The organism is Fluctibacter corallii, assembly GCF_025751585.1.
GTDB lineage: Bacteria > Pseudomonadota > Gammaproteobacteria > Enterobacterales > Alteromonadaceae > Fluctibacter_A > Fluctibacter_A corallii.
The window spans coordinates 36,373-52,482 of the sequence record NZ_JAOWKX010000004.1; the positions used below are offsets into that span (position 1 = coordinate 36,373).

At 43.0% G+C, this 16,110-nt stretch carries 7 protein-coding genes; 6 read left to right on the plus strand and 1 reads right to left on the minus strand.

Features of this window, described 5'->3' with window-relative positions; all coding sequences use genetic code 11:
• The first annotated feature begins 216 nt into the window (after positions 1-216).
• From mdh to OE749_RS08625, 4 genes are all read left to right on the plus strand, one after another.
• Complete coding sequence (mdh, locus tag OE749_RS08610) at positions 217-1,152, plus strand: malate dehydrogenase (protein ID WP_263712042.1); 936 nt, start codon at positions 217-219, stop codon at positions 1,150-1,152.
• Between the two features lie 292 nt (positions 1,153-1,444).
• A complete protein-coding gene (locus OE749_RS08615; protein WP_263712043.1) occupies positions 1,445-4,660 on the plus strand; it encodes an Ig-like domain-containing protein in 3,216 nt (1,071 codons plus the stop codon).
• Positions 4,661-5,079: 419 nt separating this feature from the next.
• Positions 5,080-12,165, plus strand: coding sequence for an RHS repeat-associated core domain-containing protein (locus OE749_RS08620; RefSeq protein WP_263712044.1), 7,086 nt, complete (start codon positions 5,080-5,082; stop codon positions 12,163-12,165).
• Positions 12,166-12,183: 18 nt separating this feature from the next.
• Entirely contained in the window at positions 12,184-12,957 is a 774-nt protein-coding gene (locus OE749_RS08625) for a hypothetical protein (RefSeq protein WP_263712045.1), read from the plus strand.
• Positions 12,958-13,841: 884 nt separating this feature from the next.
• Here the strand turns inward: OE749_RS08625 and OE749_RS08630 are convergent.
• A complete protein-coding gene (locus OE749_RS08630; RefSeq protein ID WP_263712332.1) occupies positions 13,842-14,828 on the minus strand; it encodes a transposase in 987 nt (328 codons plus the stop codon).
• Positions 14,829-14,892: 64 nt separating this feature from the next.
• Between OE749_RS08630 and OE749_RS08635 the strand changes: the two genes are divergently transcribed.
• Positions 14,893-15,561, plus strand: coding sequence for a hypothetical protein (locus OE749_RS08635; protein ID WP_263712046.1), 669 nt, complete (start codon positions 14,893-14,895; stop codon positions 15,559-15,561).
• Between the two features lie 16 nt (positions 15,562-15,577).
• Complete coding sequence (locus tag OE749_RS08640) at positions 15,578-15,973, plus strand: hypothetical protein (protein WP_263712047.1); 396 nt, start codon at positions 15,578-15,580, stop codon at positions 15,971-15,973.
• Positions 15,974-16,110 lie beyond the last annotated feature (137 nt).

The following is a 16,110-nucleotide window of genomic DNA, read 5'->3' on the forward strand; positions in this document are numbered from 1 at the left end:
AGCCAATTTTAGTGTAATTTCGCCGCTTATTTGGCGAAGTTGTGCAAACGGTTGTAAAATTAGGCCAAAATAGTGGGGAATAGTCTTGAAAAATGAAAGTTCACCCCCACTTTGCACACTTACCCATTGGCTCGGCAGCATGAAATCATTGTTTTTTTCATTGGCTTCAATTAGTGTTGCCCGGCAAAATTATTCGAATATTCACAGGAGATAATCATGAAAGTAGCTGTGTTAGGTGCTGCCGGTGGTATTGGTCAGGCGTTGTCACTTCTTCTAAAAACTCAGCTTCCAGCGGGTTCAGAACTAAGCTTGTATGATGTTGCCCCCGTTGTGCCGGGTGTTGCTGTCGACTTAAGCCACATTCCTACTGACGTCAAAGTAAAAGGGTTCGGTAAAGACGATCTCTCTGATGCGCTTCAAGGGTGTGACATCGTGCTTATTCCAGCAGGTGTGCCTCGTAAGCCTGGAATGGATCGTTCTGACTTGTTCAATATCAATGCGGGTATCGTGAAAAACCTTGTTGAAGCGATTGCAGACAACTGCCCTAAAGCTTGCATTGGCATTATCACGAATCCTGTGAATACAACGGTTGCTATTGCAGCTGAGACGTTAAAGGCAAAAGGCGTATACGACAAGAATAAATTGTTCGGTGTGACGACGTTAGACGTAATCCGTGCGGAAACATTTGTTGCAGAGGCGAAGGGCCTGAACCCTGCGAATGTGCATGTTCCTGTCATTGGTGGCCATTCTGGTACGACGATTTTACCCCTCCTGTCACAAGTTGAAGGTGTCTCTTTCTCTGAAGACGAAGTGTCGCAACTAACGCATAGAATTCAAAATGCGGGTACAGAAGTGGTTGAAGCTAAAGCCGGTGGCGGTTCAGCAACGTTATCAATGGGCCAAGCAGCAGCGCGTTTCTGTTTGTCTCTTGTCGCAGCAATGAAGGGCGACAACGTTGTGGAGTACACATACGTTGAAACTAACAGCGATGACGCTACATTCTTTGCTCATCCGGTGCGTTTAGGTAAGAATGGTGTTGAAGAGATTCTATCTTACGGCGACCTAAGTGACTTTGAGCAAAAAGCAAAAGACGATATGTTAGACGGCTTGCGTAACGATATTAAAATTGGCGTCGAGTTTGTTGCTGGCTAAACAACATTAAAGAATTTTATTTTTAAAGCCGACTCGTTTTTGATGAGTCGGCTTTTTTTATGGAATCTTTTGCACAAACCGGGATTTGCTGTGACAACCGGAGGCGTTTCTGGGATTAATGGGGGGATAATGCGGTTGTGTATTTTTTAATAAATTCATACACTTTACCACTCATCTTGTGGTTAATGGATGATTCAATTATTGGCAAGGACTGTCATCACCTCTTTCACACCTAGCTAGGTGCTTTCTTGATAACAGTAATGCCCTTTTTTAACTGTTATTAAGGACTGTTATGTTTTGTAATCGAATTATAACGCGTCTCATTTTGCTTTTTTTGTTGCTTGGGGCAACACACCTATCTCTTGCCGATGCACAGTCTAGTCAGGTAACTAAAAACGTGTATGGCGGTGATGTCGCTCAGTTTGGTGCATATGTCAGTGGGCATTACTTTTTTGGAAACCGTAATAGTCAATCTATTGCTGTTCTTGATGCTTCAAAAGAGGGGTTCTCGGGCTATAAAGATGCGATAAAGCTTGATGAAACACCCACATCAATGTATGCATGGGGGGAATTATTGGTTGTAATAAGCCATAATAAATTTATGGCGTACGCCTATGAACAGGATTCCCTCAATCTTGTTTATCTTTTAGAAGTAGGCGGTATGCCGCAACTAGGACAGCCTAAGGTATCCGATAGGTATTTTGCTGTATTGAGCCAATCCCAAAGGCTTCATGTGCTAGAGAATACCGGCGCGGCTGTTACCACTAAGAAGAAACTATCTCTTGGTATGCCTTCTACTTTAGAAGAACTTAAATACTATAATTTTGAAATTGCAAACGACCAACTTATTCTGCACAGCATTGGTCAAAGCACGAATATGCTCAGTTACGTGCATGCGATTCATTCCTTTACTCTATCAGACGCAGATGTGACACAAGTTAAGATGGTATCAAGCTTATCTTCACGAGATTTTGTTGAAAGTCATGTGGCGTTGGGGAATGGTCGATTCGCTTTCTCAAATCGATACCAACATATTACGCAAATAGAACAACGTAACAGTGATGAATTATCTGTAGAACGCCAGACATTAGATGATATTTATGGACCAGTATTGGCGGTCAACAATAACACATTGGTAGTACTTGGGCGGTTCGGCAAATATCAAGCCTATCACTTAACTAATGGAAAGCTGGGTTCAATTCACCAAGATGACATTGACAATAACACGTTACGCTTCAGTGATACGGAAATTGGGGCACCGATAAACAACGGCGTTGTGTTCATTGGTAAAGATGGCATTTTTACTTTCGATATTGCCTCTGCCAACGTGTTTAACGTGTCAGAGTTAGCTTATTTCGGGGGTGAGCAGGGCAAGCCTTTGATCAGAGAGAATCAGATTTTTCAACCGACAACGGCAGGCCTCAACCTATATGATGGAGTGAGTGAGGGAAGGTTGGTGTTTAAAAGCCAAACTAAGCTGGCCAATTCAGATAACAAGGATCGCTTTGTTAGTTTAATCGAACACAAAAACCGTCTCTTTTCGGTTGGACAACATATTCGTAGTTACAGCCGTAATACGCCACCATTTGAAGAAGTAGCGCGAGCTGAAATTGCAGATTACTCTGTTGATCACATGGTAAACGGCGATTACCTTTATCTCCTTTATGCCTTTGGTAAAGTGGCGGCTTATGATATTTCCAGCGTAGATAGTATCGTGAATACACCCAGCATCTCAGAGGCGTTTTCATTAGAGCCATTGAGTCATGAACCAGTCAAACTATGTAGCCAGAACAATAAACTGTATTCTATCTCACGCTTCCATGAAGATAGCCTGATCCAATATGTTCACCAAGGTAACAGCATTGAAGCGAATGTTTTGTCGTTCAAAGAGGTTATCTCAGAAGGAGAGTGGGTAAGACAAGCGAGCTGTAACGAAAACTATATTTACTTAGCAAGCAATCTTGGTGTGCTGGTTTTAGAAGTTGGTGAAAGCAATACATTGAGTCTTAAACACCGACTCGATTTGACTTGGGGAGCGGAGTTCATACATGCAAATAGTGAGCAGCTATTTGTCGGTACACCAGAACCTATCTCAGCATATATGCATGCCAACGTATACGATATAGAAAATACAGAACCGAAGTTTATTGAGCAGGTGATTTTTAAAGGGCTCGAGTCGTGGTTTAGAATAGACCGTGTTCACGCTAAAAGTGATTTATTCATGGTCTTCCCCCCAGACAGTGCAAATATCATTACTGCTACAAGAAATACGCCGCCGGCTTTATCGCAAACGGAATATTCCCTCAAAAGTAATGAGTCAGTCACTATTTCACTCGATGAACTAGACACGGATGGTAACCGTGTCACCGTCATGATTGATGAGTCTCCCAATACGGGCGTGCTTATTTATAATTCTCTCACTAATAGCTTGGAGTATACGCCTAAGGCAATGCAATCAGCACTTGATGAGGCAACGATTACCTTAACTGACTCGGCGGGTGCAAAAGCGACTTATGAATTGGTGTTTAACGTACAACGTTATTTAGAAAAACCCATATTGACTAAAACCGAGTACTTTATACTCAAAAATACCAAGCTGGTTGTTCAGTTAACACCAGAAGATGATACAAGTTCTGAATTTACCTACACAATATTTGAGTCGGCTAAACAAGGGTTATTTAATGTAGACGCTGATGGCGTGTTGACTTATCAACCAGATAAAGACTTTGTCGGTGAAGATAAGGTGCGAATTACCATTACTAATTCACTGCAAAGCGCTGAAAGCTACGTGTTGACGTTTAAAGTCAGGGCTGAGAATGCTGCGCCGATTGTCAACCAAGATATTATTGAAATGGTAGAGGATGAACCATTTACCATTGATTTGTCGGTAAGCGACGAAGAAGCGCATAGAGTTACATATTCAATTAGTCAGTTTTCTAACAATTTAAGTGACGTGAAGATTGATGAATCGGGGAAACTGACCATCAGTCCAGCACTAGATGCATTTGGTGATGGCTCGGTTGTCGTTAAATTGGAAGATGAATACGGCGCAGTCTCTGAAACAACGATCCGTATTAAGATAGAGGGGAAAAACGATGCACCATCAACGGAAATAAAACAGGTTGTCGGTGAAGAAGGTGCCGTGCTGTCATCTACGTTGCCCAGTACGGATGTAGATGGTGATAAGCTGACATACTCCTTGCAAAACACTACTACTAACGGTTCGATTACATTGTCTCAAGATGGCACGTTTAACTACACGCCTAATGCTGGATACACTGGTAACGATAGCTTTACGTATAACGTGGCTGATGCTTCGGGCCTATCAAGCACGGGTAAAGTCACGATTACTGTCAAAACAAAGGCTAATACATCCGTGTCTGGTCAAAACGCAGCTAATGGCAAAGATGGAGGGGGCGGAAGTATTAACGTATGGCTGATAATGCTTGCCATAGTAGGATGTGTCTTGCGTATACGTGAAGGATCTAGACTGAATCGGGGGCGGTAAATAGATTATTTTTTAAATAGCGATCTTTTCTCAAGATCGCTTTTTTTTAGTTACGAAGCAATGATGCGCGTGTAGGGTTGAACTTTATTCTTCTAATCTATTGATTTTGTGACGCTTTTCAAATTGATAAAAAAATGAACGATGTGTGCCTTTACTTTGCCGCTAATTCTCGTAAAATTCTGCGCTTTTCGTGCATCGAATAAGCAAATGGTGACAGGACGTTCTGTTGATATAAGGCCTGTCTAAATCAGCTCCATCATGAATTATTCATAGGGACATGCGTATTTTACTCCTTGTCTCGCAGCTCACAAAGTGAGCCTGATGGCCTTTTGTTTATCAAGTATAAAAATGTATTGTTGATATTGAACATTGCTCATGTTCAGAGAAGGGAAGCTGTTTTAATAAGGATCAAGCCGCTCATGAATTTTATCAAACATCGTCCAAAAAACCGGTTATGGCATAGTGCCCAAGGCCTAATAAGCATTGTACCTGCACTTTTTATGGCATTGTTCAGCGTAAATAATACGCATGCTTCAACACCAGAAGGGGGGGCATCTGTTACCTTGAGTTGGAGCGATGTCGAATATGCAACGCACTTCAAGCTAGTAGAGAAAAAGCCAGGAGCATCTGCGTTCGAAACGGTATACCTCGACACTAACACCACGGTTAAGCTAGACGCACGAGCGGCTGATGTACATGTATATAAGGTAATAGCGTGTATAGATATTCCAGACGACAACACCCCAGAGCCTCTGTGTGAAGAAGTGGCGGAATATAGCGAAGAGCTAACGGTTGATCTGGCTAAAGGGGATGCGGACGTAGAGTTTCTTGAATTGCCTATTTTTAGCGTAGATCTAAATGCCTTGTATGGTGATGATGATGGCGCTAAAAAGTTTGCAACTATCGGAACGCTTCCTGGTGAGTTTCGTGTCGATGAATCTGGTGCGGCAACTTACTCTATCCCCATTGATTTACCTAAAGGTATTGCTGGCGTTACACCTACGTTGTCGCTGAACTACCACTCGTCGGCGGGCAACGGCCCTCTTGGCATGGGCTGGAGCGTGGGAGGTTTGTCTGCTATTTCTCGTTGTCGTCCTACATACGAGCAAGATGGATTTAATCAACCTATTCAGTTAACCAATGAAGACCGATTCTGTTTAGATGGTCAAAAGTTGGTGGCCATCAATGGGGCGTACGGTGAACATGGCACGACCTACCGAACCGAAATTGACTCTCGAGTGCGAGTGACCTCTTACGGAACGTCTGGGAATGGCCCAGACCATTTTATTGTTGAGCGTGAAGATGGCTCTTCATCTCGTTACGGAGCAGACAGTACCGCAAAGTTAACAGTTGATAACGGTACGGTATTAAGTTGGAATATCGATAGCATCAGCGATAACTTCAACCTAGATAGCAATCGGATTAAGTTTAATTATATTTCTGATGCCACTATGTATGGCGAAAATGCTATATTGCTTTCGTCTGTTACGTACAGTGGCAATAGCGTCAACTTTAGCTACGACACGCGAAACCAGGTATCACGTAAAGACTCCACCAAAGCCTACTATCACGGCCTTATTATCGAACATGCCGTGGCCCGTCTTAACAACGTGACGGTTAAAAATCATTACAACAAGCAACTTAAGAGCTATACCCTAGGCTATGAGGTCGACGATATAAGTAGCAAACACCATGTAAGTCACATCACGCTGTGTGGTGTAGATGGGCAGGGGTGTTATCCAGCTACAGAGTTTGACTGGAATGAAACGAGCCCTAATACCATTGGAAGCTCCACGGCCGTAGGCTTTGAACTTGAGGATGGTAATATAAAGTTTGTGATCCCTGCGGATATTGATGGAAATGGCCGCTCAGACATTCTTTATATCGTAGAAAGAGGCGGAACCTATTATGCATACGCCATGTACAGCAACACTTCAGGTGCCATTTACGACTCTCGACAACTATTTTCATTTAAACACGAGCACGCTGAAAAATATCCTGTAAAACTGATTCCAATAGATTTAGATGGTGATGGCAATATAGAACTCGTTTTTAATGATACCTATTTCTCTAGTGATACACGCTGGAGAGTGTTTGATCCTGATGATAGCTATGTAGAAGAAGTGTTGGACTGTCAAAGGAATGGATGCGGGAAAGTAAACGTTCTTACCAATATTTATACTCTGGATATTACCGTTGCAGATACTGGCGAAAATCCTTTATTTCATGATATAGACGGCGATGCGTTGCCCGATATTGTTTTTTCACGCGGTGAGAGAATACGTGTTGTTAAAAACCTTGGTAAGAATATATTTGCAGACGAGATCGAAATTAAGGTTGAACTGCCCAATAATTACGAACGTTGGGAGCTGCTCTCTAGAATCTGGGAATTAGTCACGTCGAAACGTCCAATGGATATGAACGGTGACGGTGTCGCAGACTTTTTTATTAAAGGGACTGATGCTATTGAGGAGGAATGTAACCCTGGTGTTTGGTGCACGGAGGTGTTTGGTTATGTTATTACGATTCAAAACAATGCGGGTGTGTTGTCTGCAGAAATTTTATTGGATTTAAAAGATGTAAGAGGAAGCTTACTAGCATCCTTATACAAGGATGAAGCGCAACTGGTTGTTGGCGATGTAAACTCAGATGGCCTCTCTGATATACTTGTTGGAGGCTCTAGTGGAAGAGTATATATGTCAAATGGTAAAACATTTGACTACTCTGATTCTGTTCCTGTTCCTTTGCCAGGATCGTTAGGCAAAAAAGGGGAAAACCAGTTAATCAATTCTCAGTTCATGGATGTGAATTTTGATGGAAGACAAGACATTGTTTATTACGAAACTGACAACAAACGCTGGGGGCTCATTGTTCAGAAAGAAACAGGTGAGTTTCAGTTTAATTATGTATTGAGCCCTCATCTTACCTACGACTCTGAAAACATTCAGTCTTTTCTTGCCGACTTTGATGGTGATGGCGCGACTGATGCTGCCTATGTAGATTTTGGTAGTCGGAAAATTCATCGACACGCTGATAGTCATTCTACGGCTTCGGCAAAACCGCCAGCTGGCAAATTACGAGCCATCACAAATGGCTTAGGTAATGTCACCGAAATTGAATACGGTCTTATGACGTCAACAGAGACCTATAAAAAATCAAAAAATGCTGAAACCCTAGATTATGGTCGATGCAATTTTGCAAATGTAACCTGTAGTCCCGTATTCGATGTGGTTAGCCCTCATTCATTGGTGAGGAAAGTCTCTTCGACAGCCATCGCCACAGACTCAACTCTGGCTGTTGCTTCGCAAAAACTGTCGGTTAGTTATCACTACGAAGGCATGCGCATCCAATCGGGTGGACGTGGCTCGCTGGGTTTTGAATACATTTCAACCACCGATAATGAGCGTAAAGTGACTACCCGCACGCGTTATCGTCAAGACTTCCCGTTTGTTGGTATGCCGGCTGAAACGCTTCAGTATTTTGATTATGGCTCTGACGCTGTTCCAGACAAAATGGCAAGTAATGTATTGTCGTATGCGGAAAACCAATACGACTATATGGTACTGACCGGGGGGACTTACTTCCCGTATTTAAAGACGGCAACAGATTATCAATACCATGTTGATGATATCGGTACCGGATTGGTTAATGATTTAACGGTAGCGTCGCGTATTCGTGGTCACTCTGTCACCGACAACACCCACATACCGTCGGTGTCAGGGCATTACGCACTTCTTAATCGCTCCGTGGTGACTCAATACGACGGTGATAACAAAGAGCTGAGTAAGGTCACAACCGCAAATACCTATAACGCTGAGAACGAGACTAATTGGTGGATTAGCCGTGTTACCGATACTACGGTTACCCACACACGTGTGAATAATACGGTAGCGGGTTACGACGGTGAAGGCGTGACGTCGCGCACGCGTCAATCTCGTTTTGGATACGATGCCACAACGGGCTTATTGGTGTCTGAGACGATCGCCCCTGAAGGTGCTGCTCTACACCAATTGGTGAATACGCGTCATTGTTACGACAATGTGGGAAATAAAACCACCACCGTGACCAGCAATCGCCCCATTGCAGACAATTGTGCGCTACCAGCCTTAACTAATGACAAGTTTGATTTTGCCCGTATCAAGAAAGTGAGATTTGATACGGAAGGACGCTATGTTGATACCACGTATTCGAGTTTATCTCGCCCTTTAACGGACAACACCGAATGGAATAGCCTAGGTCAGGTCACCAAATCGACGGATATCAATGGAGTGGAGTATGCTGCTGTGTTTAGCCCCCATGGTGAGCCGATGGCAACATACAATAATACGGGGCGATTGTCTTATACAGAAAGGGCGTTCAAGGGCGGTCTGTCAGAGCCGTCGTTACCTGAAGGCGTGGATTACTACTATGTGACAAAATCAGCTATAGAAGGCGGTGCAACGCAGTTAGCTTATTATGATCAAATGGGGCGCACCGTTGCCAAAGCCAAGCTGAGTTTCGATAACCGGTACGCATTTACCGTCACCAAGTATGACCAGTATGGGCGAGTTACTGCGCAATCAGCCCCCTTCTTTTCTGCTGCGACTCCCCATTACGCTACCACCACGTACGACATCTTAGGGCGAGTCGTCGAGGCTAAATCAGCGAATGGTACGCTAACCAAAGCGAGCTATGAAGAAAATGCCGTGACCACCACCGTCACTGCAATGACCGACACTGGCGCAACCTTTACTCAAACGCAGGTTGAAACCACCAACGCGCTAGGCGAAACCGTCAGCATGCTAGATGCAGATAACTGGGGCATATCTTATGGCTATGATGCAACCGGAAATCTGATACACACCCGTGACGACGATGGTGTGAATACCTTTATCTACTATGATGACTATGGCCGTAAAATCGGCATGAACGACCCCGACAAGAAGCGTTGGCAATACCAATATAACGGCCTTGGTGAGCTGGTTAAACAAACCGATGCGAAAAACCAAAGCAGTATCACCTATCGAGATACCGAAGGACGAGTGGTGCGAATCGACCACTCGACGCAAGCCCGTGAATTTGAATATGACGAACATCAATTGTCAACCGAGTGTGTGACGACCGAGAGCGGTTGTCGCGGCGCAGAGGTGTCGTTTAGAAAAGACTATGTCTACGATGAATTTGGTCGCGCCAGTATCGTTCAAACAGTAGCAGAAGGCACGTCGTATACCCAAGAAACTACCTATGATGAGTACGGCCGCGTATTCCAGCAATTTGATGCCTTAGGGGATTATTATGGTGTACGCAATCATTACGAGAACGGCTATTTGAAAAAGCAAGAAGAGGCTCGCTACAGCGGCTCAGCAACCGAAGGCGACAAGAAGGTGTATTTTGAGCTGACCAAAGTTGATGCCTTTGATAATCCAGTATCGTACTCCTATAACGGGAGTCAAGTCAAAGTTGAAAAACACTACGACGACAAAACTGGACTAGTCAAAGGAATTACTTCCACAAATGCTCTAGATCAGCTGCTTCAAAAGAATGAATACAGTTTTGATACGTTGGGTAACCTCAGAAGTCGTCAACGTGGAACATTGGTTGCTAATACGCAAGTGGAATTGGCGGGGCTAACACAACAGGTGCAGTCGCAACGTTTCGGCTATGACAAACTGAATCGCCTCACGCATCTCAATGATGTTGAGGTGGTGAAGTATCACAGTAATGGCAATATCAAATTTAAAAAAGGGCAGGGGTACTATTGCTATAACGCGGGGCTGGCTCATGCCGTATCTGGTATAGGCAGTGCGCCAGGCTGTACCACTAACACCTACAAGTACGACGCGAACGGGAGTGCCGAGTCTATTCGCGGCAACCAAATCATGTACACTGCTTTTGATAAAGCACAGCGTATCGAGTCTTCGTCAGGTACCACGACGTTTGCTTACGATACTAACAAACGACGTTACAAGCGTGAGACCTCTGCCAACGGCGAAGTCATCAAAACCTTGTATTTGGGTAACGTTGAAGTAATTTATAAAGACGGCGTGTTTTCTGAGTACCGCCGCTATATTCCAGGCGGCGTGCAAACCCACACCGCATCGGGCAATATTAGCGAGCAATACCTGCTTAAAGACCATATTGGCAGCTTAGACACCGTAGTCTCAGACTCAGGCGAAGTTTTGCAAAAATGGTATTTCGATGCATGGGGCAAGAAGACGCAACTAGCGAAAAGTCAAATGGTTAGCTGCTCAGGCGGTGCTAGCTGTGACGTTGCACAATACTCAAATTCAGTAGACTTAAGCCAAGTGTTCACCACCCGCGGCTTTACTGGCCACGAGCATGTTGACCACGCAGAAATCATCCATATGAACGGTCGGATCTACGATCCAACCTTGGGTAGGTTCTTGCAGGCTGATCCAAATATTCAGGCACCAAATAATAGCCAGTCTTACAACCGATACTCTTATGTGTTGAATAACCCATTGAGTTATACCGATCCATCGGGGTACTTCTTTAAATCCTTGTTTAAGTTTGTTAAAAAGTATTGGCGGACAATTGCAGCGGTAGCAATTAGTATTTATTTGCCGGGGGCAATAACAGCATTGACCGGAGTTACAAATACTGTTGCTTTAGGCGCTATGACAGGTTTTGTGGCAGGAGGTGTTGCCACAGGCTCTTTAAAGGGGGCGCTAGTCGGGGCATTTACAGGAGCAATGTTTGGCCAGCTTCATAACATGGCTCCGGGAGCTGGAAAAGTTATTGCTCATGGTGTAGCTGGCGGAATTAGTAGTGTGCTTAATGGAGGGAAGTTTGGGCACGGCTTCTTGTCGGCGGGACTTACACAAGCTATGGGTAATGTGAAAGGATTGTTCGCCAATGCACCGCAAGGTATGGCTCGTCTAGGAAATGCCGTTAAAGCAGCAATTATTGGTGGCACAATATCAAAGCTTACTGGCGGTAAGTTTGCGAATGGAGCTTTAACTGGTGCATTTTCGCGACTTCTAAACGATGATTTGGCGGCTAATCGAAATAAAGGAGTTGCACTTGAGAAGCTAACTCTGAAAGAGTTAAGAGATTTGGGGATAGAAGCAGTAGAGCAAGTCAGTATAGACGTGTTCGGAGAAAACGGGAAACCAACTAGAGTCGTCGCTGATTATGTCGCGGTTGATGGCAAAAGAGTTGTATTTGGTGAGGTTAAAGCGGGAATGCATTCTAAATTAAGCAAAAACCAATTGGCTTTGGTAACAGACTTAATTCAAGACGGAGGAGCTAGAATTCGGTTCGTAAATCCAAATGTAATGAGTCGTTTAGGACTTCAAGTTGGAGGTAGATATGCTACAGCGATGTCAATGCATGCTCTGGCCAGTGGCAGAGCTATGAGACAATTTGCAACGAGAGTTGGTGTTAGAACAGTTGTTGCTGGAGCGTTTTCTGCTCTTGGTTCAACGGCTGCTCTAGGAGCAGAAATGGCATTATTTTCATCTCCAGCCGGTGAAGGTTCTGACTGCGTGTATTGTATAAATTGACACAAAATTACGTGAGCAATGAAAATAGATAATAGAAAATTGAGCAGAACTTGGGGGGAACTAATGAGTGTTCCCTTTTTAGAAATACTCCAAGAGAAGCTACCCTCCATTGGATTCTGCAATACTATTAAGATCGACTACGAGTCTGGATTCATAGAATTCGTTAGGGATATTGCTGATATAGAGCTTGTCCTTGGGTTAGCGCCTTGTAGCAGTTCAAAAGGTGAGATGGAGTTTTCAGTACAAATTGGATTTGATTCAAAAACCCTAAAAGAAACTTTAGATCTTATTAAGCCTTGGGAATGCAATCCTGAGTTCGCAACCTTTCATGTTGATAGGAGTTTGCCAAAAGAGAGAGTAGCAAATTTGAATTTCTATTTGCTGATTAATTCATTTGATGACCTAAATTGCCCTTCCACTTTTACCCTCACACCCAGCAGTTATATTGAAGAAGTTGAAACGTTATTGGAGCTTTTACGTTTCTCTTTGGAAAACTGTGTACTTGAACTATCTAGTGCGAGCACGTTATCAAACGAATTGGTTAATTTAGCCCAATCTGGACTGAATAGGACAAATTACGGACTAAGTTCTTCTAATGCAATAGTCCATGCTGCTCTGTTATTAGATGCAGAAGGTGACAAAGAAAAAGCGATGGAATTGTTGGGTGAAGGACTGAAATTAGAATTAGAATCGAATAACCGAACATGGGGTTTTGACAAAAAAGAATTGGAAATATCTAATCAGATAACACTATGTCAGTTTGATAAATATATACGGTATGTAAAGCAGTGATTAAGATTTAAATCGTTTCTGAGTCATTGAAACCAAACCCGCTCCGGCGGGTTTTGCATTTCTGGAGGGCGCGAATTGTTGTTGGTGTTGCTACTTAGTATTTGTTTTCAAAAGTTAAGGGCGCGGTGATTGGAATAAGAAGTCTATTCTCATCAAAATTTGCTGTTTTTTGATGAGAATAGCAGGAGGGGCTTAGAATATAGCCAAGACACAACATATCCATTTTGATCAAAACTAGGTGGAATGGCCGGACGCTCACGTTGTATCGCTAGTACCGTGAATTATCTAAAAAAGGTAATTACCCTTTTTTAGGGTACTTCTTATATTTCTTAATTGATGAAGCTCATTTTGTGTGGAAGGTAAAAGATCTCGGAAAGGTATAATTCTATCTGACTACTTGCTTAAGAAAAAATAGGACACCCACTTCTTAAATCGGAGATTTAAAAGTCAAGAAAAAATAGGACACCCACTTCTTAAATCGGAGATTTAAAAGTCAAAGAGGACAGTCAGATGTTGGATCGCAACTACCAGAAAATTTATACGAAAAATGGAAAAATGGACTTTTGAGCTCTGATGAGGTTCCGTGGAATTATGATAAGTCAAACTTTATGCAATCAGCAGGAAAAGGTCCGTTTATGGATGCTTTTGCTGAGTTTAAACAATAGGACACCCACTTCTCTAAATGGAGATTTAAATGCAGGTGTTCGCCGTGTTTGATTCAACGTTACAATTTTCTACTCAGGAAAATTGAATTCAGGATGTTGCGTTGACCTATTTGGCTGGAGAGACGGCGTTATTTGGTGGTTAAAGACAAAATTCAGGCGAGTTTGAGTAGGCCAAAGTGTTTTAGCTGACTATTCCACCTAACAACGATGTTTGATTATTCAGCCTGTTTGTAGCCATTGTCTGCTGGCTGATATACCATTGATATGTTTTCGTTTGGTGTGTTGGCCGAATTCTCTGAGCATGGCTTCGCCGCCTACTGCGCAGGTAAACAGACTTTCAAATTCTGTGGTGAGGGTTAACCACTGTTCGCTTTCAAGTCCGAGTCGGCTGAGAATCGGAGGTGAATTATCATCCAGTTTGCCCCGTTTGTTGTGTCGTACCTCTTTGCCTGTGGCTTCTACGAGTTCAATATAATCGGTGAGCTGAAAAGGTAACCCCGGTGACATAGGTTGTCTGGGGTTGCCAGCAAAAGGCATAAGCGTTTTGGGTTGCTCTCCTTTTAGTAGTGCTTTAATACGAAGGTGTATTGAGGTGTGGATAGAGGACTCAGGAGATGTCGCCATTTTGGCGCGAATGGGATTAAGGTCCACGTAGGCCATGCAGGCGGCGAGGGCAGCTTCATCAAGCAAGGCTTGAGACTTGAAGCGCCCCTCCCAAAATCGGCCTGTACAATTGTCCTCTTTATTTGCCTCGCGTGCGATGTGTTCGTTTAGACAACGCATGAACCAACTGATGTCATGAAGGCGCTGGCGATAGACAGCAGCAATACGCTTAATCTCGTGCATAAACCACGGTGCTAAGTTTTCTTCATCTTCCTGCATGTATTGTTGCGTTAATAAGGTTCCGTTAAACAGGCGATGCCAGCGTGAAATAATTTCCTTGTCACTCAAGCTTTGCGCTTTATCTTTGTTAATATGTAAGACCACATGGGTGTGATTGCTCATGACCGCATATGCACAGACATCGATGCAGAAAATCTTAGCTAAAAGGTGTAAGCGTTGTTCAACCCAACCGCGACGGTGTTCAAAGCATTGCCCTGAATGTTTATCCTTCCCGCATAAATACGCGCGTCTTACGCAGCGTGAAACACAATGGTAATAAGGGGTATCAATTAAACTGATTTGTTGTGAACGTGGTGTAGGCATCCTGCCATCCATGTGAATTCCGTTTTTACTAGTGTAAAGAATCTATAAATTTTTGTAGTCTAGTTTGTGGGTGTCTTGTGTTTCTGCTTTTGGAAAAACTCCTGTTGGTAGGATTGTTGGTTCAGCTATGGTCGGCGGAACGATCTCTAAGTTAACTGGAGGCAAGTTCGCTAATGGGGCATTAACTTCGGCATTTGCAGCTTTGTTGAGGGCAGATTGGGGGGATAAAAGCAACAAGTCTGTCGCTAACAATAAATTTAACCAAAATGACAAAGCAGCCTTTGATAAAGATCTAGAAACTTTGAACCACAAAGTTACTAGGCAACAAGGGTTTGGTTCTTCTGATGAAGCTGCCGAATGGTTACACGACAATGCTCACGATTTATCCGTTAAATACAATGCTGAAGTTGGTGCAAAAATATACGAGCAATCGGATGGTACTTTTGCTGTTGGAAAAGTTGTTACTAATTACCACAGTGAAAGGGTTTCTTTAGGACCTTCATCGTGGATTGGAAATGTTCACAGCACTTGGCATTCACATGGAACTAGCTTTGTTTCCAAAGGATATATTTACAGTTTTACGAATTTTTCACCACAGGATGTAAAAACTACGAATTTCTATAATTTTGGATATATGAGTACAACAGATATTAGGCCAACGAAGGATTACCTATTTCGGATTCCCGGCGGTGGTACTAATGCGGATAAATGTATAGTAGGTTCAACTTGCTGATAGTGGAGAATGCCAAGTGAAAAAGCTCATTTTTAGTTTCATATGTTTGTTTGTATCTTTCATTAGCAATGCAGAATTCATTGATCATGTTCAGGTATCTTTGACTAAGCTCACTGTTTTCCCTGAAAAGTTTGAAGCTAAGGTGATAATAGCCTCAGGGGTACTTGTAGTTAAAACAGGTGAGCCACCTATTCTTCATTTTAGTTATGATACATTCAGATCGAATACACCAGACCATATTGTCTTAAATTCATTTCCTTCAGAGGTTGAAAGCAAGGCTCTTGAACATTGCAATGATGGGTGCTACGCGTCTGTAATAGGAAAGTTCGAGTATTCGAAATATAATTCTCCTATGGATTTTATCGGCTTTATGGATAGCGTTAAAAAAATTGTTTTTTGGGAAAAGAAATAGAAGATAAATGAATTAATGGTCATCCATCGCAAATTGAAACCAAACCCGCTCCGGCGGGTTTTGCATTTCTGGAGGGGGCGAATTGTTGTTGGTGTTGTTCCAAAAAATAGAAAAAATAGGACACCCACTTCTTAAAT

Coding starts and splice junctions, on each gene's coding strand:
- mdh (WP_263712042.1), top strand. CDS start 217: ATGAAAGTAGCTGTGTTAGGTGCTGCCGGTGGTATTGGTCAGGCGTTG.
- OE749_RS08615 (WP_263712043.1), top strand. CDS start 1,445: ATGTTTTGTAATCGAATTATAACGCGTCTCATTTTGCTTTTTTTGTTG.
- OE749_RS08620 (WP_263712044.1), top strand. CDS start 5,080: ATGAATTTTATCAAACATCGTCCAAAAAACCGGTTATGGCATAGTGCC.
- OE749_RS08625 (WP_263712045.1), top strand. CDS start 12,184: ATGAAAATAGATAATAGAAAATTGAGCAGAACTTGGGGGGAACTAATG.
- OE749_RS08630 (WP_263712332.1), bottom strand. CDS start 14,828: ATGCCTACACCACGTTCACAACAAATCAGTTTAATTGATACCCCTTAT.